The 18,124-nt window shown below is 63.1% G+C and carries 13 protein-coding genes; 7 read left to right on the forward strand and 6 right to left on the reverse strand.

All coding sequences use genetic code 11. From position 1 onward, the window contains the following. Positions 1-18 precede the first annotated feature (18 nt). Positions 19-402, forward strand: coding sequence for an SET domain-containing protein (locus NKH23_RS15530; protein ID WP_352914508.1), 384 nt, complete (start codon positions 19-21; stop codon positions 400-402). Here NKH23_RS15530 and NKH23_RS15535 read toward each other — a convergent pair. From NKH23_RS15535 to NKH23_RS15555, 5 genes are all read right to left on the reverse strand, one after another. Further along, positions 399-2,981: an AMP-binding protein gene (locus NKH23_RS15535; RefSeq protein WP_352914506.1), complete on the reverse strand. Its 2,583-nt coding sequence runs from the start codon at positions 2,979-2,981 to the stop codon at positions 399-401. The two genes, NKH23_RS15530 and NKH23_RS15535, sit on opposite strands and share 4 nt — an antisense overlap. A gap of 113 nt (positions 2,982-3,094) precedes the next feature. Beyond that, positions 3,095-4,045: a cytochrome c gene (locus tag NKH23_RS15540; RefSeq protein WP_352721260.1), complete on the reverse strand. Its 951-nt coding sequence runs from the start codon at positions 4,043-4,045 to the stop codon at positions 3,095-3,097. Positions 4,046-4,054: 9 nt separating this feature from the next. Continuing rightward, on the reverse strand, positions 4,055-4,498 hold the full coding sequence (locus NKH23_RS15545; protein WP_352914504.1) for a c-type cytochrome: 444 nt from the start codon (positions 4,496-4,498) through the stop codon (positions 4,055-4,057). 174 nt (positions 4,499-4,672) lie between these two features. Beyond that, positions 4,673-5,269, reverse strand: a complete 597-nt coding sequence (locus NKH23_RS15550; protein ID WP_292658465.1) for a superoxide dismutase — start codon at positions 5,267-5,269, stop codon at positions 4,673-4,675. 107 nt (positions 5,270-5,376) lie between these two features. Then, on the reverse strand, positions 5,377-6,255 hold the full coding sequence (locus tag NKH23_RS15555) for a branched-chain amino acid aminotransferase (protein WP_292658468.1): 879 nt from the start codon (positions 6,253-6,255) through the stop codon (positions 5,377-5,379). A 151-nt stretch (positions 6,256-6,406) separates the two neighbouring features. Between NKH23_RS15555 and NKH23_RS15560 the strand changes: the two genes are divergently transcribed. From NKH23_RS15560 to NKH23_RS15575, 4 genes are all read left to right on the forward strand, one after another. Then, positions 6,407-7,069: a haloacid dehalogenase type II gene (locus NKH23_RS15560; RefSeq protein ID WP_292658470.1), complete on the forward strand. Its 663-nt coding sequence runs from the start codon at positions 6,407-6,409 to the stop codon at positions 7,067-7,069. Between the two features lie 174 nt (positions 7,070-7,243). Further along, positions 7,244-8,068 carry a L,D-transpeptidase gene (locus tag NKH23_RS15565; protein WP_352721255.1) on the forward strand — a complete coding sequence of 275 codons (825 nt, stop codon included), beginning with the start codon at positions 7,244-7,246 and terminating at the stop codon, positions 8,066-8,068. Between the two features lie 492 nt (positions 8,069-8,560). Continuing rightward, complete coding sequence (locus NKH23_RS15570) at positions 8,561-12,064, forward strand: hypothetical protein (protein ID WP_353035028.1); 3,504 nt, start codon at positions 8,561-8,563, stop codon at positions 12,062-12,064. Continuing rightward, entirely contained in the window at positions 12,019-12,501 is a 483-nt protein-coding gene (locus tag NKH23_RS15575) for a hypothetical protein (protein WP_352914496.1), read from the forward strand. The genes NKH23_RS15570 and NKH23_RS15575 overlap by 46 nt, the downstream gene beginning before the upstream one ends. Before the next feature lie 233 nt (positions 12,502-12,734). Here the strand turns inward: NKH23_RS15575 and NKH23_RS15580 are convergent, their stop codons facing one another. Next, positions 12,735-14,267, reverse strand: coding sequence for a helicase HerA-like C-terminal domain-containing protein (locus NKH23_RS15580; RefSeq protein WP_352977618.1), 1,533 nt, complete (start codon positions 14,265-14,267; stop codon positions 12,735-12,737). Positions 14,268-14,542: 275 nt separating this feature from the next. Between NKH23_RS15580 and NKH23_RS15585 the strand changes: the two genes are divergently transcribed. Both NKH23_RS15585 and scpA read left to right on the forward strand, forming a co-directional pair. Further along, positions 14,543-15,985: a methylmalonyl-CoA mutase subunit beta gene (locus tag NKH23_RS15585; protein WP_352914491.1), complete on the forward strand. Its 1,443-nt coding sequence runs from the start codon at positions 14,543-14,545 to the stop codon at positions 15,983-15,985. After that, entirely contained in the window at positions 15,982-18,117 is a 2,136-nt protein-coding gene (gene scpA, locus NKH23_RS15590) for a methylmalonyl-CoA mutase (RefSeq protein WP_352914488.1), read from the forward strand. The genes NKH23_RS15585 and scpA overlap by 4 nt, the downstream gene beginning before the upstream one ends. The last annotated feature ends 7 nt before the right edge of the window (positions 18,118-18,124 follow it).

The following is an 18,124-nucleotide window of genomic DNA, read 5'->3' on the forward strand; positions in this document are numbered from 1 at the left end:
ATCACCCAGGGATCTGCTATGTTGCTCGTCGATGTCTATCTCGACAAATCGCCCATCCAGGGCATCGGCGTCTTTGCCAAGAACCATATTCTCCGCGGCACGCTGGTCTGGAAGCTCGACCCGAAATACGACCGCCGCATCGAGGTGGCGGCCTACGAACGGGAAACCGGGCCGGTGAAAACCTATCTCGACCGCTACGCCTACCCGGACCGGCGCGACCCGAACTACATCGTCTTCGAGGCCGACGATGCGCGCTACATGAACCATGCCGACGACCCGAATTGCGACGTCTCGCAGCCGGAGGAGACCTATGCCTTGCGCGACATTGCGCCCGGCGAGGAAATGACCTGCGATTACAATCACTTCTTCGAAACCGGCTTCGACTTCCTCGGCGACCGCTAGACCGAGTGCAATTCCGGCTGGCGTCCCATCGCAGATCTGCTGAGCAGGTTACGAAGACTTGCCCAGGCCTTGCCGGCGACGATACCGATGCCAATGCCGCCCGTAATCGCCAGCAGATGAAAGAACGGAGCGGGTAGCGTGCTTGCCACGGGCGCCAGCACGAAGCGGTGCGACAGATAGATAGGAAAGGCAGAGACAGCAATCAGCGTCACCACACGGCCCACCCCGCCCGGCAAGCGAACACGCGGCACGTAAAGAACAGCCAGAAGCGCCGCGAAAATGGTTAGATACTTGACCGTTGTGCCGAGCCAAACTGTCTCCCAGAGAGCGAGATAGCCCAGCACTGCCGCGGCGAACGCCGTCAAAATGAGCCTTCTTGCCGGATTGTCGGCAAAACCGGCACACCAACCGAAGACGGCGAGGTGGAAGACCCAGTAGATCGTAAAGATCTGGCGGTTGCCGATGTCGACGAACGGGGGGATGGAAAAACGCGCAGCGACGGCAAGCCCCAGCAGGCCGAGCGAGAAGGCGAAGGGTCGCACCTGCGCCAACCTGCGCGCGGCCGGCACCGCGAAGATGAGGGAGAAGACGAGAAGGGTCTGCGCATAGGCCTCGATGAACCAGTAAAGATAGGGAATCATCTCGTGGCGCTCCGGCTCGGCATAGCCGAAATTACCTGTAAGCGTCATCGAGGCCCAAGGAACCGCCTGCCAGGCGACTGCATAGGCCGCGACAATGAGGAAATAGGGGATCAGGACGTCGATCGCAGGCCTTAGCGCGTGTCGGAATCGACCGGTTAGGAAATGGGTTGACTGGAAGCGGGCCAGGCTGAAGCCGGCGAGCAGCATCATAACGCCGGAGCCGCCGGGAATAGGCCAGAGCGTCTCGTGATGTACCACCACCAGCAGGATTGCCATCACCCTTAGCACCAACTCGGTCGGCAATCCGCGTGCCTCTTTGCGCTTGAAGGGCCATCTCCCACTGCGGTTGCCAAGTTCGGCGATGCTCAGGTGTTCCCAGCCGTCCGGCAAGTGAACATCAAGGCGTTCGAGTTCCATGATCAACTGCAGGAAGCGGAGGGAATCCCCGCCGAGCGTGACGAAACTGTCGTTGCAGCCAACGGTCAGTGGATAGAATACGCGGCTATAAGCACCAAGCACGCTGCCCGTCTCTGAGCGGACCTCCGTCCGCCTTTTCAGCCTCTCCTGCTCAAGGCATGCATAGTCAATCTTGCCCGAAGCAAGCCTGGGAAAGTTCTCGCGCGCAGCAACGCAAACCAGGTTGGCCGGGAGACGACTGGCCTCGGCGAGGATGCACTGCGCCCTTCCGGTCGTGTCTACGTCGATCACATAGGCCTGCAGCCCATCATCGTCACCGAGGACCGCGGCAGCGATACCCGCCCGCCCCAGCGCCTGCTCCATGATGTCGAAGCCGATCCTGAGGCCTGCAACCTTGGCGAAGCGGCTCTTGCGCCCGACGATGCGGAAGAAACCCTGTTCGTCCCGCATGGCAATATCGCCAGTATTCAGTGCCTCGAGCTCGGCGCCGCGTGCGAGGTCACAGCGCCGATCGCCATACCCCATCATCACGTTTGGGCCGCGATAGACAAGTTCCCCAGGAGTGCCCGATTGGCTAATCGGCTTTCCTTCGGCATCGACAAGGCCAAGGCTGCCTCCGGGGATGGCTATGCCGATCCGCTCCTCGCTGTCGGAAAGGCTTTCCGGCGGGACGAAAGCAATGCGCGCCGTCGCCTCGGTCTGGCCATACATGACGAAGAAGCGGCCGCTCTTGGCGTGCATGTGGTCTCGGTAGAGGCGGACAAGGTCGGATCTGAGTTGTCCGCCCGCCACTGTCATCATGCGTAGCGCCTTGAGCTCGGCGGCGCGGAAGCGCGCCCTCTCCAGGAGTTCGTAGGAGTACGGTACGCCGGAAAAATTTGTGCAGCCGGCGTCGCCGATCACCCCGAGGAAATCGCCGTTCATGACCGACACGCCAGGAAAGAGCACGCTGCCGCCGGCAATCAGATGGGAATTGAGGACCGACAGCCCATAGGAATAATGGAGTGGCAGGACCAAAGCGGCCCGGTCGGCGGACGATAGTTCGAGATAGGCTGCGATCGAGCGCGCATTGGCTTCGAGATTGCCGTAGGAAAGCCGTACCGCCTTGGCAGCGCCCGAGCTACCGGATGTCATAAGCAGCAGCGCGAGATCGGGGTGCAACGGCTGCGCGTCCCTCCTGGGACGAGTCTCTTTGATGAGACGCCAGCGGCCATCGGCTGGCCGGAAAGTGAAATCCGGCTGGAAGGCCGCTAGAAAATCATTCCACAGCCTCTCGTCGCAAGGCGGCATCATGGCCACCGCGTGGCCCGCCCGCAGGGCCCCGAGATAAGCGACAACCACATGCTCCGAGGCTTCGGCCGAGATGGCAACGAGCAGCTTTTCTCCTTGTCCCAGCTGCGTGGCGAAGCGCAGCGTACGGCTGTTGAGTTCCGCATAAGAGAGCGCTCGCCCGTCGGCAAACAGAAGCGCCGTGCGACTCTCGCCACGGGCGATTTCGGGCACAAGGTCGATAGAGGGCATGAGAAGCTTCGGACCACCAGAAAACCAGCCGAAGCGCCTATGATACTTGAGTATTCAAGTCACCTAATACGCAGACGTTTGCAATGCGCCTCGTGACTCCCAGGGTTCCCGGATCAGCTCGACGGCTTCTTGCGAGCCGGATAGCCGTTGGGATGCGGCGGCACGGCTTTCAGATAGGCGGCGATCGCCGAGCGGTCCTCCGGGGTCAGCACGGCCATGTTCCGTTGCACATCGACCATTGCGCCGCCGACCGTATCGAAGTCCGGCGTGAAGCCGGTTTCGAGATAGTTGGCGATGTCGGCTTCGGACCAGTCGGCGATGCCGCCCTCGCCCGACGTGACGTTCGGCACGATGCCGCTGCCTTCGGCGGCGGCGGCACCTGCCAGCCATTGGCTCTTCCTGGTGCCGCCGGTAAGGTCCCGCGGCGTGTGGCATTCGCCGCAATGGCCGGGGCCTTCGACTAGGTAGCGGCCTGTCAACACCGGATCCGATGTGCCGTCGGGAAAGGAAACGACCGGCTGGTCGCTCAGATAGAGCAGCTTCCACAAGCCAAGACCGCGTCGGACATTGAACGGAAATCCCAGCGAATTGGCGGGCGCCTTGCCGGCGACCGCGGGTAACGTCTTCAGGAATGCATAGAGATCGGCAATGTCGGCCGGCTTCATGCGCGCGTAGGAAGTATAGGGAAATGCCGGATAGAGATGCTCGCCCGACGGTGACACGCCCTTCAGCATGGCGTTGGCAAAGTCCTCGACCGACCAGGCGCCGATGCCATCCCTGGTATCTTGCGAGATGTTCGGCGGAACGAAGGTGCCGAATGGCGTCTTGAGTTCAAGGCCGCCGACCAGCTGAAGGCGGGCGTCACCTTGCGAGGCGGGCTTGGCATGACATGATGTGCAGCCGCCGGCGTAGAAGATGCGCTTGCCCCTGGTGGCGTCGCCAGGACCAAGCTCAGCCAGCGTTGCGGCATCGAGCCTGACCGGAGCCGACAGGAACCAGCCGGCAATCGCGGCGACGCCGCCCAGAACGAGGGCGGCGCCGACGAGCTCCTTCAGCAAGGGCATCGGCCGGGATTAGCCTTTTTTCACCCTGTAGCCCTTATGGCAGGTGCCGCAGTCGCCGCCGATGGTGTTGAACTGTGCCTTCAACGCCTCGGCATCCGCCGGTGCTGCGGCGACCGCCGCCTTGACGTCGGCGAGGTACTTGCCTTCAGCCGTCTTGAAACCGGCCATGTCCTGCCAGATTTTTGGGGACGCCGTGGTGTCGCCGGTGTTGCTGCCGGCCGGGAAAAGCGTGTCGACGCCGGCATGGAATTTCTCGGCATTGGCCTGCAGTGCCTGCAACGCCGTCAGCACCGAAGCTGCGTCGTAGGGCGTCTCGCCCTTGACCACTTTCGACAAGCCGGCGGCGATCTTGCCACGTTCCTTCATCAGGGCCTGCCGGTCAGCGACCGGGTCGGCAAATGCCGCCGAACCGGCGAAGGCGAGCATCGAGATGGCGAGGATAAGCTTTCTCATTCACTTGGCTCCATGTTGAAGGCAATTCAGGATGCGGTCCCACCCCGATGACAAACGGCAAGGATGGCTAAAAAATTCCGACGCTTCGCCTCACGCTTGCGTGAAATTTTTGCAGCTGTCGTTCTGATGCTGAAAAAGAAAAGCCCCGGTTCTGCCGGGGCTTTCTGGAACGGATCAGGCCTTTTCGTAGAGTTCGAGCACATAGTCCCAGTTGATGAGACTGTCGACGAAGGCTTCGAGATATTTCGGCCGGGCGTTGCGATAATCAATGTAGTAGGAATGTTCCCAGACATCGACGCCGAGGATCGGCGTCGCGCCATGGACGAGCGGGTTCTCGCCATTCGGCGTCTTCGAGATCGCCAGCTTGCCGTCCTTGACCGAGACCCAGGCCCAGCCCGAACCGAACTGGGTGGTGCCGGCGGCGATGAAGTCGGCCTTGAACTTGTCGTAGCCGCCAAGATCGCTGTCGATCGCCTTTTGCAAGGCGCCCGGCAGCTTGTTGCCGCCGCCGCCCTTCTTCATCCATTTCCAGAAATGGATGTGATTGTAGTGCTGGGCGGCATTGTTGAAGAGGCCCGCATTCTTGCCGAAGGACTGTTTGACTGCCTCTTCGACCGACAAATCGCCCATGCCCGCTTCGGCGGCCAGCTTGTTGCCGTTGTCGACATAGGCCTTGTGGTGCTTGTCGTGGTGATATTCCAGCGTTTCCTTGGACATGTAAGGCTGCAAGGCCTCGTAGTCATAGGGCAAAGCGGGCAATTCAAAAGCCATCGGTCGTACTCCCTCGTGAAAAAATCCGGTGTCGATACCGGACTAACATAGGACTGGATTGGTCTGGAACAACTCCGGAAACGAAGCGTCGGCCGCTTTTTAGCGGGTCAGCCGGGCGAAGTCGAATGCGCCCATTCCCAATAGAGTTCGCGCGCCTTCTTGGCCACCGGTCCGGGCTGCAGATTGCGATCCTCGATACGGGTGACCGGCACCACTTTCGAGTGGTTTCCGGTCGAGAAGATTTCGTCCGCCTCCAGGAAATCGCGGATCGACAGCGTCTTTTCCGTCGTCGTGAACCCATATTCGCCAAGCAGGGCCATGGTGCGCGCGCGGGTAATGCCGGACAGGAAGGTGCCGTTCGGCGCCGGCGTCAGGACATGGCCGTCCTTGACCAGGAAAATATTCGAGGTGCCGGTCTCGGCGACATTGCCCAGCATATCGAGCACGAGCGCATTGTCGAAGCCGCGCATCTTGGCTTCGAGGATGGCCCGGCCGTTGTTGGGATAAAGGCAGCCGGCCTTGGCGTTGGTCGGCATGGTTTCGATGGTCGGGCGCCGGAACGGCGACACCGTCACCGAAAACCCCGCCGGCGAGATCATCGGCGATTCGTAGAGGCAAAGGCAGAAACGCGTCGAGGCCGGGTCGGCCGGCACGCCCATATAGCCGCCATGCTCGGCCCAATACATTGGCCTGATGTAGACCGCCGTCTTGCCGTCGAACTTCTTCAGCCCATCCCAGGTCAGGCCGACGATCTTGTCGGTGCTCATCGTCGGCTTCAGGCCGAGCGCGATCGCCGAGGCGTTCACCCTTGCTGCATGGCGATCGAGATCGGGGGCGACGCCCTCGAACCAGCGGGCGCCGTCGAATACGCTGGTGCCGAGCCACATGGCGTGGCTGCGCGGCCCTAGGATGGCAACGTTGCCCTCGTACCAGTCGCCGTCGACGAAGGTCCATGTCGCGGATTGCGCCGCAGTCGCCAGTGTCATTGCCAGGTTCCGTTCGATGCTTGTTGCGGCGCATTGGAAGATGCTTTGGCGGCCGCCGTCAACCGGCTTGGCTGAGATTTGTTGAGGCCAGCGGGCTGGCGGACTGCAATCAGCGCTTGCGCCTTGCCTTGCGCAGCCTCAAAACTGTTGCATGCACCATGCGGCTTACGTTTTCGATGCCTATGGCACCCTGTTCGACGTGCACGCGGCCGTGCGCCGTCACGCCGACCAGATCGGGCCGGACGGCCAGTTACTGTCCGAGATATGGCGCGCCAAGCAGCTGGAATATTCCTGGGTCAGGACGCTGATGGGAGCCTATGCCGATTTTTGGCAGCTCACCGAGCAGGCTCTCGATTTCGCCCTGCGCAAGGTTCCATCCGCGGATGCCGGGCTGAAGGCGAAGCTGCTCGAAGCCTATTGGCGGCTGGACTGCTATCCGGAGGTGCCGGCCGTGCTCAAAGCGCTCAAGGCATCGGGAGCAAGGCTGGCGATCCTATCCAACGGTTCGCCTGAAATGCTGGAGGCGGCCGTCAAGTCCGCCGCGCTCGACCAGGTCCTGGACGACGTCTTTTCCGTCGACAGCGTCAGGCGCTTCAAGACCGATCCGTCGGTCTACGATATGGTCACCACGGGCTGGCGCCTCTATCCAGGCGCTGTCTCTTTCCAGTCCTCCAACCGCTGGGACGTCGCCGGCGCCACCAAATTCGGCTTCCGGACGGTGTGGATCAACCGCACGAACCAGCCAGAGGAATACCGGGATTTTCCACCGGCCCTGATCCTGCCGTCACTCGAAGGTCTGATCTCCGGGGTTTGATGCCGGACATGTTGCCTCGGCGCAACAGTGACGATCCAGTCACAGCTTTGCCTTTGTTTGTCCACCCTGCGGCCAGAATTGGAACCGCCTATCGCGCCGGGCAGTGCTCGAGCACCTGCGCGCAACCGGACGCATTTATGCTTTGTTGCGATTTGAGACTTAAAAAAGGCAATCATGTTCACACCCCCATCGTCCTCTCTGCGCCTGAGCCGTCGCGGTTTCCTCAACGCCGCAGCCCTTGGCGCCGCCTCGGTCGCGGTCTCCAGTTGCACTACGCTGTCGCAACAGCCGGCCGAGCCACCGCCGCCGACCTATGTCGAGCCGGCGCTCGGCGACTATCTGACGATGTATGGGCCGATGTCGGATGGCGGCTTCGAGCTGCCGGCCATACCGGTCGACAAGATCGACCCGCAGTTCCTGCGCCAGATCGTTGACGATCCGACCGGCCAGCAGCCGGGCACCATCGTCGTCGACACGACCAATCACTTCCTCTATCTGGTGCGCCCGGGCGGCCAGGCGATCCGCTATGGCGTTGGGCTCGGCCGCGCCGGCTTCGAATGGTCGGGCGATGCCGTGGTCCAATGGAAGCAGAAATGGCCGAAATGGACGCCGCCAGACGAAATGATAGCGCGGCAGCCGGAGTTGAAGCCGTACAGCGCCGATAATGGCGGCATGCCGGGGGGGCTCAAGAACCCGCTAGGCGCGCGGGCGCTCTATCTCTTCCAGGGCAACCAGGACACGCTCTACCGCTTGCATGGTTCGCCGGAATGGAGGTCGATCGGCAAGTCGGTGTCGTCCGGCTGTGTTCGCCTGATGAACCAGGACATTATCGATCTCTACGATCGTGTGCCGAACAAGACCCCGGTCGTGGTGACGGCCGATATCGGCCAGCCGATGGTGGCGACAGCAAACCGCAAAGCCATTCCGATCGACGCCGGCGTGCCGGAAGGATCGATCCTGCTCGGCCCGATAAAATCGATCACAAATTCGATCTTCTGAGCTGGTCGAAAGCGCAGGGGCGGCGGGCTTTCGCCGCTCTGGCTGGCTTCCGGTCAGATAGCTGCCTAACCAAGAACCTTTTGCGCTATGCGGTAATCTATGACCGAACGCGACGTCCACCGTCAGCGTGCCAACGGCAGATCTGCGCCGCAATCGCTCCGACATAGGGGCCAAAGGCGATTGCCGGAAAGCGGCCGGTCTCGTTCGCGGTTTCAAAGATTCGGTCGCGGACCGCCTTCGATTCAAGAAACACTCCGACAGGAACGTACCTTACACACGACCAGCCACGCGTCTAGGGCGGCTCGTTACTGGCGCGACCATCGGAATGGCACGAATACCAAGTAGAGAACCCATCCCCAGTTTTAGAATACGGCGACCGATATAACTATTTTCAGGGCTGATTTATTTGCTGCACTGCGTCTTTTTGCAATGTGAGCACGTCGCCAGATGTGGTACGTCTCGCGAGCGGAAATCACTGAGGGGGATTATCCGATGCCGTCGCTTGCGCCGTTACCACCGACCCATCTCGCCATTTTCGTCACTGACCCGGAGAACGGGAATCCAGTCCAGCGACTGCCTCTCTATGCCGAGATCGCGGTGCCACGTATCTTGCCGCCGCGCGCGCCAGCCGACGAAAGGCTGCGGGAACCGATCCGCGCGGCCCTGAACGCTACCGATCCGAGCGCGACCGGCGCGGTCCGGGACCGGGTCGAGGCCGCCGCCCTCTCCGCGCTCGGCCAGGCGCTAACCGATGCCAGCCTGGCGTCTCTATTCGACCTCGAAAAGACCCGGGAGCTGTTCGAGCAGGTCTTCAAGGACGTGCTGCGCGATGACAGCGCCGCGAACATGGCCGCTATCGATCCGGCGCGGTTGCCCGGGCTGCTGCTCGCATCGATCCGCGAGTTCGCGCCGCGCTTCGATCTCGCGCTGGCAGATAGTCCCAAAGAAACCGCCCCGATCTGGGCCGAGCCGCTCGGCGTGCTCACCACCGATCATGTCGGCTATGCTTCGTTCGACCTCACCCGGCTGCGGCCCCAAGTGAAGCTGCTGCTGGCCGAGGCGATCGCGGCGCGGCGGGACGATCCCGATGCGGTCCTCAAGCTCGCAGTCTGGGTCTACCCCTATGGCGAGTCCGGCCGCCACGAAGTGCTGGCGCAGGCGCGGTTCGCTCTCGACGCGATCGTCGCCCGCATCACCATGGTGTGGCACACGCTCCCGCCTGCCATCGCCAATATGGGCCCGCGCGCGCTCCAGAATCCGGGTCTGACAGATTGGCGGCTGTCGCCCGCTTCGTTCGCTGCCAGCCCCAAGTCGCTGGTCGGCGAAGGCGGATGCGAGGAGTTGTTTCCGGCCAGCCTCGCGCTCCAGCAATTCGTGCTGGGCCAGGTGGTGCGCCTCACCGACGCGCCGGCCGGGTTCGGACTGCCGGCCCAGGCGGGGTATCGGGCCGCTTATGTCGATGAGTATAAGGTCTCCTGGTACGCGCTCGGCCATTCGCTCGGCGAGATTCTCTACAGCCTGCCACTGGCGCCGGGCGAGACGGTCCGGCTCGCGGTTCTCGACTGGTCATGGGACAGCCTCGCCAAGCGCGACGAGACCACCAGCCTCACCGAAGAAGTGCTACACCAGACGCACCGCGACCGAACAATCACGGAAACGGTCAAGGCCGGGCTGAAGGAACTCCAGAAAGGCTCCTCCTTCATGGGCGGCGCGGCGGGGTCCTCGGGCGCCAGCGGTGGCGCGGGCACCGGCGGGCTGGGGCTTGGCGCGGCGGTGGGTAATACCTGGAGTCTGGGCGGATCGACCGCGACCAGCTCGGGCAGCCGCGATCTGGCCGCGGAGAACGTCCAGCGGGTCAATGACAGTTTCACCCAGGCCAGCTCGGCCCAACGCGAGCTCAATTCGACCGTGGTGATCCAGGCGCGGCAGGAGGAGAAGGAGAGCATCCAGACCCGCACCTTCTCCAATTACAACCACAGCCACACGCTGACCGTGCTCTACTACGAAGTGCTCCGACACTACCGGGTGACAGTGGAATGGGTGCGGCGGCGTCCGGCCGTGCTGGCCAAGCTTCCCGAGCGGTTGGCGGCGCTGGACGAGGCGGCCCTGGTCAAGCATCGCCACCTGCTCGAACCGGCGCTGCTCGATCCGACCCTGAAGGCCGGGTTCGACGCGATCGAGAAACGCGATGCGATCGCCAACCACCAAGTCGTCCAGAAGATCGATCCCAACTTCGATCCGCCCGATCCGTGGTGGGAGGGGAACGTCGAGCTGGAGCTGTTCCAGATCGGCATCTGGTCCAGCGAACAAGCTACCGAGAACATCACCGTCTACGTGATCACGGCCGACGACCATGCGCGCAGCAAGCTGCACGAGCTGCACTACGTCTACAAGGGATCGAGCGACGCCGGGCCGGACTATGCCGCGCACAACATCAACAGCGGCGAGCGTATGGACACCGACCAGGAACAGTTCACGTTCCTCAAGCTGGCCGGCCAGGCCGTGGACGGGCCTTCGCTTCGAATCCCGTGGGCGCAGGTGATCGGTTTTCAATTCGAGAAGTGGGGAGATGACAGTTCATGGCGGATTGACGCCCTCTCGATCAGGGCATGGGACCGCTTCGGCTTTGTCGTGGACCTGACGCCCCCCGGGAAGAACGATGTAAACCTGTTCATCGACGATTCCGAACCCGGGTCCCAGGCCTTTTCCGATATCAAGCGCCCAGGTCCACCGCCCCCGCCGATCGGTCCCGTCCTGTCACCCGACCGCAGCTTGTCGCTGGAGGAATCGTACCAGATCAAGCGGCTCAAGGACCATGTCGTGGGGCACCTCGACCACTACGCCTCGGCCGTGCAGCTCGGCACCGACGTGAACGCGATAGCCCGCCAGTTCGAAGCCGTGCCCTGGGCCCCCACGACGATGGACGATCACGTCGAGCCGATCCCGCTCGAAGTGTTCGGCAGCTATGTCGCCTATCCGCTGGTCAAGCCCCTGTCGGGCATCGACGACACTCTGGTGGTCGATATCGCCGCGGCGCTGAACGGCACCGACCCCGCGCAGCGCCAGCGCGCCGCGGACCAGCTGGCCGCGATGAGCGATGCCGACCGGGCTTCGGTGATCGAGCGATTGCCGCTCGCCACAGCCAAGTCGGAGCGGCTGATCACCCTGCCGACCCGCGGAGTCTTCGCCGAAGGCAAGCTGGGCCATTGCAACGTCTCGGAAGAGATCGACAACACCCGCTTCTGGAAATGGGACGAGCACCCGATCCCGATCCAGGCGCCGGAGATAGCGCCGGTCACCCCCGTCACGCCAAGCCCGCAGGACGCGGGCGTGGTGCCGACCGCCTTTCCACAGTCGCTCGTCAACATCGTCAATCCGTCGCCTGCGCCCGATCCGGCCGGCCTCGGCGCGGCGCTGGGCGTGCTCGCCACCGCCAACATCTTCCGCGACATGTCTGGCCAGGCGCAGGTCGCCGACCTCCTCAAGACCCTGTCCGACAACAGCGTGAAGATCGCCGAGGTGGCGGTGCAGGCGCAAAAGGCGGCGGTCGGGGGCGGAGGCGGTCCAGGCGGTGGCGGGGCAGCGCCAGGCGCGGGCGCGACGCCTTCGGGTCCGCCGGCGCCACCGCCCAGCCAGCCTACCCCTCGTCCTGAACCCCCCGCGCGCACCCCCCAGCAAGTGGAGAGCGATCAGATCGATAACGGCACCAAGAAGCTCAAGGCCGCGACCGGCTTCCTGCCGCCGGCACAGCAGGCCATCGTCCGCAAGCAGGTCATCGAGAATGACTGGGCCAAGGGCAAGAAATGGACCGTATCGCTTAACTCCGAATGGCAGGGCAAAGAGATCACCAAGAAGCCGATGAAGGCGTCCTATGTGGGCGAGGTCTTCGTGGCGGGCGAGGAGTCGACGCTGCTCAACCCAACCCCGTTCGCGTCGAACCAGATCGTCAAATGGGACAATATCGTGCTCAGGGCCGAACGGTCGGCATCTCGATGATCGCGACGGAGATCGAGCCGTTCACCGATCAATTTTCCGTCAACATCCCCGGACTCGACATCGACGGCTTCGCGCTCAAGGAAAAGACCTACCAGCTCCCGCTGCGCTCGGTTGCGAACAATTTCCCCGTGGAGCTGGACTCGAATGTGGACGACCTCAAATTCCCGCAAGGGTCGAGCGTCATCCGCCTTCGCGGGATCGCCGAGATCGAGAAGAAATCGATCGAGATCACGCTCCAGGTCAATGAAAGCGGCGAGCTTTCCGGCGATCTGGCGCGCGAACTCAAGGGCTCGGCCGAACTGGAGAAGCTGGTCAGCCTCGGCATCTCGGCTACTCTGAAAATGGCGGCCAAGGTCGTTGTCGGCGGACAGCAGGCGATCAAGGGGACGTTCGACATTCTCTATCTCGTCGGATGGAAGGTCAACCAGATTGTCTAGCTGAGCTTCTGCCTTCCGGCGCGGCAGCGATAGGTCGAAGGCGACCTGCTACCAAACAAATCATTTCTACCGCGCCGGGCTCTTGTACGGGAAGTCATGGTGAGATGATGGACGTGCGTCTGCTTCTCCCTTTTTTATGTAAAGCTGCCATTTTGGTCTCGCCCCAAATGCGAATTTAGAGTGATCTGCGCGGCAATGACCGCTCCTGGCGCGAAGCTGACCTTCGCCCTGCCTCATCGCCCCCTGGCCAAACTCCCCAGAATACCCCGCACGATCGCTCGTCCGACCGACGAGCCGACCGAGCGCACGACGGATTTGATCGCCGCCTCCGCCACCGTCTGGCGGTTGGAGGGCCGCGGCGCGCGGCGGCCGCCGGTCGGCTGGGGATCGTCGTTGCCGAAGCCGGGAATGGTCCAGCGCGAACGGCCGCTCTCCTGCTGCTGCGCTTGCGCCTCCTGGGCGTCCTTGGCCTTTTTCTGCAGCATCTCGAAAGCCGATTCGCGGTCGACGGTCTGGTCGTATTGTCCCGCAACCGGGCTCTCAGTGATCAGCTTGCGGCGCTCTTCGGGCGTGATCGGGCCAAGGCGCGACGATGGCGGGCGGATCAGCGTCCGCTGTACCATGGACGGCACGCCCTTGGCTTCCAGCGTCGAGACCAGCGCCTCGCCGGTGCCGAGCTGCGTGATCACGGTTGCGCAGTCGAAATCGGGATTGGGCCTGAACGTCTCGGCCGCTGTCTTGACGGCCTTCTGTTCGCGCGGCGTATAGGCACGAAGTGCGTGCTGCACGCGGTTGCCCAACTGGGCCAGCACCGTTTCAGGGATATCCAGCGGATTTTGCGTGACGAAATAAACGCCGACGCCCTTCGAGCGGATCAGCCGGACCACCTGTTCGACCCGGTCGACCAGCACCTTCGGCGCGTCGTCGAACAGAAGGTGCGCCTCGTCGAAGAAAAAGACCAGCTTCGGCTTGTCCGGGTCGCCGACCTCGGGCAGTTCCTCGAACAGTTCCGACATCAGCCACAGAAGGAACGTCGCATAGAGCCGCGGATTCATCATCAGCTTGTCGGCGGCGAGCACGCTGATGGCGCCGCGTCCATCGCGCGTGGTGCGCATGATGTCGGCGATCCGCAATGCCGGCTCGCCGAAGAAATTGGCAGCGCCCTGCTGCTCCAGGACCAGCAGCGTGCGCTGGATGGCGCCGACCGAAGGTTTCGTCACATTGCCGTAGCGGGCGCCGATCTCTTCGGCGCGGTCGGCGATGTTGGCAAGCAGTGACTGCAGGTCCTTCAAGTCGAGCAGCAAAAGGCCTTCCTCGTCGGCGATGCGGAAGACGATGTTCATAATGCCTTCCTGTGCCTCGGAAAGGTTCATCAGCCGCGACAGAAGCAGCGGCCCCATCTCCGAGATGGTGGCGCGGATCGGGTGGCCCTGCTCGCCGAACAGATCCCAGAAGATGACCGGGAATTCCTGGAACTCATAGGGATCGAGCTTGACCTGCTCGGCCCGCTTGACCAGGAAATCCTGCGCTGTGCCCATCATGGCGATACCCGACAGGTCGCCCTTGATGTCGGCGCAGAATACCGGCACGCCGGCATTGGAGAAACCCTCGGCCAATATTTGCAGGGTCACCGTCTTGCCGGTGCCGGTCGCGCCGGTGACCAGGCCGTGACGATTTCCATATTGCAGCAAAAGCCGTTCGGGCCGCTGATAGCTGTCGTCCGGCTTGCGGCTGGCTCCTATGAAGATACTGGTGTCGTCGGCTATGTGTCCGGTCTCCGCAAACCTATAGGGTTGAATGCCCTGATCCCTTGAAGAAAAGGGAGCCCCGCCGCAGGTATAGTGAGGCCATTGCACAGCGACAATGGGCGTCGTCGAAAATGGCTTTTGGAGCTTGCGGAACCTGCCCATGTTTGGCAATCGGTTGACGGTCACCATCACGGAAGGCGTGTTGCACGGCATGTGTGCTGCATTGTGATATCGGGCCGGGGACCGTAGACTGACATAGTCGGCCGCTGCGGCCGCTAGAACGAGGAGAACCGATGGGCGCCGGTGCCTTGACCCAGGATGCCGAACTTCCGAACGTCGACCGGCAACGATGGTTGGCGCTGGCAGAGAAGGCGCTGGCCGGCGGGTCCTTCGAGGAAAAGCTCGTCTCGCATACGGACGACGCCATCCGCATCGAGCCGCTCTACGAGCGTTCGGTAACCGCCGAGCCTGTCGTGCGCGCCAACCCGGAATCACCGTGGATCGTCAGCCAGCGTATCGACGATCCGGACATAGGCCGCGCCAGTGCGCAGGCGCTGGAAGACGTCGCGCAGGGTGCTACCGGACTGTCGCTTGTCTTCGAAGGTGCGCCGAACGCCTTCGGCTACGGCTTGCCGAGGACGGCGGAGGCGCTGGAGGGTGTACTCGACGGCGTGCCGCTCAACCGCATCCAGATCCGCATCGACGCCCATCCCTGGAGCCGCGCCGTGGCCGACTGGCTGGTGGCGTTTTTGACCAAGCGCCGCTCCGACCCGGCAAAGCTCAATCTCTCCTTCGGCATCGATCCGGCGGCGATCTTTGCCGGGACCGGTAGGCTGCGCATGTCGATCGAGGCTTTGCAGGCTTCGATGCCGCAGTCGCTGGCGCATTTCTTTTCGATGGGTGTGCCCGGTGTCCTGCTGGAAGCGGACGGGCGGGTATTCCACAATGCCGGCGCCACCGAGGCGCAGGAGCTTGGCACCATGCTCGCGTCGGCCGTCTCCTATCTGAGGCTGTTCGAGAAGGCGCGCCAGCCGCTTGTCTATGCGGCGCCGCATATCGGCTTTGCGCTGAGCGTCGACCAGGACCAGTTCGTGTCGATGGCCAAGGTCAGGGCGTTGCGCAGGCTGTGGGCGCGTGTCCAGGAGGCCTGCTCGATACCGCCCTCCACCGCCAGCATCCATGCCGAAACTTCCTTCCAGATGATGACGGCGGCCGACCCGGAAACCAACATCCTGCGCACCACCATTGCCGCTTTTGCGGCTGCCGCCGGCGGCGCGGATTCGATCGCCATCCTGCCGCACACGATCGCGCACGGCCTGCCTGCGAGTTTTGCCCGCCGCGTTGCCCGCAACGCGCAACTGATCATGGCCAATGAGGGCCACATCGACCACGTCGCCGATCCGGCTTGCGGTTCGGGCGCCGTCGAAGCGCTGACTGCGGAGCTCTGCGCGGCGGCCTGGCAGGAGTTCCAGCAGATCGAGGCGGAAGGCGGCGTGCTGTCCAGCCTCGAACAAGGCCACATCCAGAGACGCGTCCAGGCAGCTTCCGCCCGCCGCAACGCAGCCTACCAGGCGGGCGAACGGGCGATCGTCGGCACGACGCTGCACCCCTCGAAAACCGAGCGTCCTGTCGAGACGCTGGCGGCGGAGCGGCGGCCTGCCTTCACCGAAGGCGTTGCGGTGTGCGAGCCGCTGTTTCCGATCCGCATCGATCAGTCGATCGGAGCCGTACCATGATCCCGGATTTCAGCCAGATCGGCTGGTCGCCGCCGCGGCGGGTGCCGGTCGAGGTCAAAGGTCAGCGGATGACGCCGGAAGGCATCGCCGTCAAGCATCTCTACAACCAGGGCGATCTCAAGGGCTTGCCGCATCTCGATACCTATCCGGGCCTGCCGCCCTTCGTGCGCGGCCCCTATCCGACGATGTATGTCCAGCAACCCTGGACGATCCGGCAATATGCCGGCTTCTCGACGGCAGAGGAATCCAACGCCTTCTACCGGCGCAACCTTGCCGCCGGCCAGAAAGGCCTGTCGGTCGCCTTCGATCTCGCCACGCATCGCGGCTACGACAGCGACCATCCGCGCGTCGCCGGCGATGTCGGCATGGCCGGCGTCGCCATCGATTCCATTCTCGACATGCGCCAGCTGTTCGATGGCATCCCGCTTAACGAGATGACGGTATCGATGACGATGAACGGCGCGGTGCTGCCGATCATGGCGCTCTATATCGTCGCGGCGGAGGAACAGGGCGTTGCGCAGAAGGACCTCACTGGGACCATTCAGAACGACATCCTGAAAGAGTTCATGGTGCGCAACACCTACATCTATCCGCCAAAACCTTCGATGCGGATCGTGTCGGACATTTTTTCCTACACGTCGAAGCACATGCCGAAGTTCAATTCGATCTCGATCTCCGGCTACCACATGCAGGAGGCGGGAGCGACGGCGGACCTTGAACTCGCCTACACGATTGCCGACGGTATCGAATATGCCCGCGCCGGCGTCGCGGCCGGCCTCGACATCGACCGTTTCGCGCCGCGCCTTTCCTTCTTCTGGGCGATCGGCATGAATTTCTTCATGGAAGTCGCGAAGCTGAGAGCAGCGCGCCTTTTGTGGGCCAGCCTGATGCTGAAGAACTTTTCGCCGAAGGACGAGCGCTCGCTGTCACTGCGCACCCATTGCCAGACTTCGGGCTGGTCGCTGACGGCGCAGGATCCCTACAACAACATCATCCGCACCATGATCGAGGCGATGGCGGCGACTCAAGGGCATACGCAGTCGCTGCACACCAATTCCTTCGACGAGGCAATGGCGCTGCCGACCGACCATTCGGCCCGCATCGCCCGCAACACACAGCTCATCCTGCAGAAGGAATCCGGCACGACGCGCATCATCGATCCGTGGGGCGGCTCCGCCTATCTCGAACGGCTGACGCATGATCTGGCGGCGCGTGCGCTTGCGCATATCGAGGAGGTCGAGAGCCTCGGCGGCATGGCCGCGGCGATCGAAAAGGGCCTACCGAAGCTGCGCATCGAAGAGGCTGCCGCGCGCACCCAGGCGCGCATCGATTCAGGCGAACAGATCGTGGTCGGTGTCAATGCCCACCGGCCTGGGACGGATATCGATGTCGACGTACTAAGGATCGACAATGCCGAAGTCAGGGCACGGCAATTGTCGAAGCTGCAGCGGCTGAAAGGCACGCGTGACGTCGCCGCCGTCGAGAGCGCGCTCGATGCGCTGACCCGTGCTGCCGGGAGTAACGAAAACCTGCTGGAATTCGCCATCCGGGCCGCACGCGCCAACGCCACGGTCGGCGAGATTTCGCTGGCGCTGGAAAAGGTTTTCGGCCGCCATGTCGCCTCGGTGCAGACGATCTCCGGCGTCTACCGCAACGCGCTCGGCGACAATCCAGTGGTCGACCGGCTGCAGGACAAGATCGTAGCGTTCGAGGAGAAGTCCGGCGGCAAGCCGCGCATTCTGGTCGCCAAGATGGGGCAAGACGGCCATGATCGCGGCCAGAAAGTGATCGCCACCGCCTTTGCCGACCTCGGCTTCGACGTCACCGTCGGGCCGATGTTCCAGACGCCGGACGAGATCGCCAGGCTGGCGGTCGAGCATGACGTGCACGTCGTCGGCGCGTCGTCGCTGGCAGCAGGCCATTTGACGCTCATTCCCGAACTCAAGCTTGCACTGAAGAAGCTCGGCCGCGACGACATGCTGATCGTCGCCGGCGGCGTCATCCCGCCGCAGGATTACGATGCAGTCCGGCAGGCAGGCGCCACTGAAATATTCCCACCCGGCACGGTCATCCCGGAAGCGGCGGACCGGCTGATGGACCGGCTGCTGCAGGGGGCTGACGCTTTGTTATAATGTCTGT

The sequence above is a fragment of the Mesorhizobium sp. M1328 genome (assembly GCF_040318075.1).
Classification (GTDB): domain Bacteria; phylum Pseudomonadota; class Alphaproteobacteria; order Rhizobiales; family Rhizobiaceae; genus Mesorhizobium.

Excerpts from the sequence above, each read along its gene's own strand:
- NKH23_RS15575 (WP_352914496.1), top strand. The coding sequence starts at position 12,019 with ATGGGACAATATCGTGCTCAGGGCCGAACGGTCGGCATCTCGATGATC.
- NKH23_RS15585 (WP_352914491.1), top strand. The coding sequence starts at position 14,543 with ATGGGCGCCGGTGCCTTGACCCAGGATGCCGAACTTCCGAACGTCGAC.
- NKH23_RS15540 (WP_352721260.1), bottom strand. The coding sequence starts at position 4,045 with ATGCCCTTGCTGAAGGAGCTCGTCGGCGCCGCCCTCGTTCTGGGCGGC.
- NKH23_RS15535 (WP_352914506.1), bottom strand. The coding sequence starts at position 2,981 with ATGCCCTCTATCGACCTTGTGCCCGAAATCGCCCGTGGCGAGAGTCGC.
- scpA (WP_352914488.1), top strand. The coding sequence starts at position 15,982 with ATGATCCCGGATTTCAGCCAGATCGGCTGGTCGCCGCCGCGGCGGGTG.
- NKH23_RS15555 (WP_292658468.1), bottom strand. The coding sequence starts at position 6,255 with ATGACACTGGCGACTGCGGCGCAATCCGCGACATGGACCTTCGTCGAC.
- NKH23_RS15560 (WP_292658470.1), top strand. The coding sequence starts at position 6,407 with ATGCACCATGCGGCTTACGTTTTCGATGCCTATGGCACCCTGTTCGAC.
- NKH23_RS15570 (WP_353035028.1), top strand. The coding sequence starts at position 8,561 with ATGCCGTCGCTTGCGCCGTTACCACCGACCCATCTCGCCATTTTCGTC.
- NKH23_RS15545 (WP_352914504.1), bottom strand. The coding sequence starts at position 4,498 with ATGAGAAAGCTTATCCTCGCCATCTCGATGCTCGCCTTCGCCGGTTCG.
- NKH23_RS15550 (WP_292658465.1), bottom strand. The coding sequence starts at position 5,269 with ATGGCTTTTGAATTGCCCGCTTTGCCCTATGACTACGAGGCCTTGCAG.
- NKH23_RS15530 (WP_352914508.1), top strand. The coding sequence starts at position 19 with ATGTTGCTCGTCGATGTCTATCTCGACAAATCGCCCATCCAGGGCATC.
- NKH23_RS15565 (WP_352721255.1), top strand. The coding sequence starts at position 7,244 with ATGTTCACACCCCCATCGTCCTCTCTGCGCCTGAGCCGTCGCGGTTTC.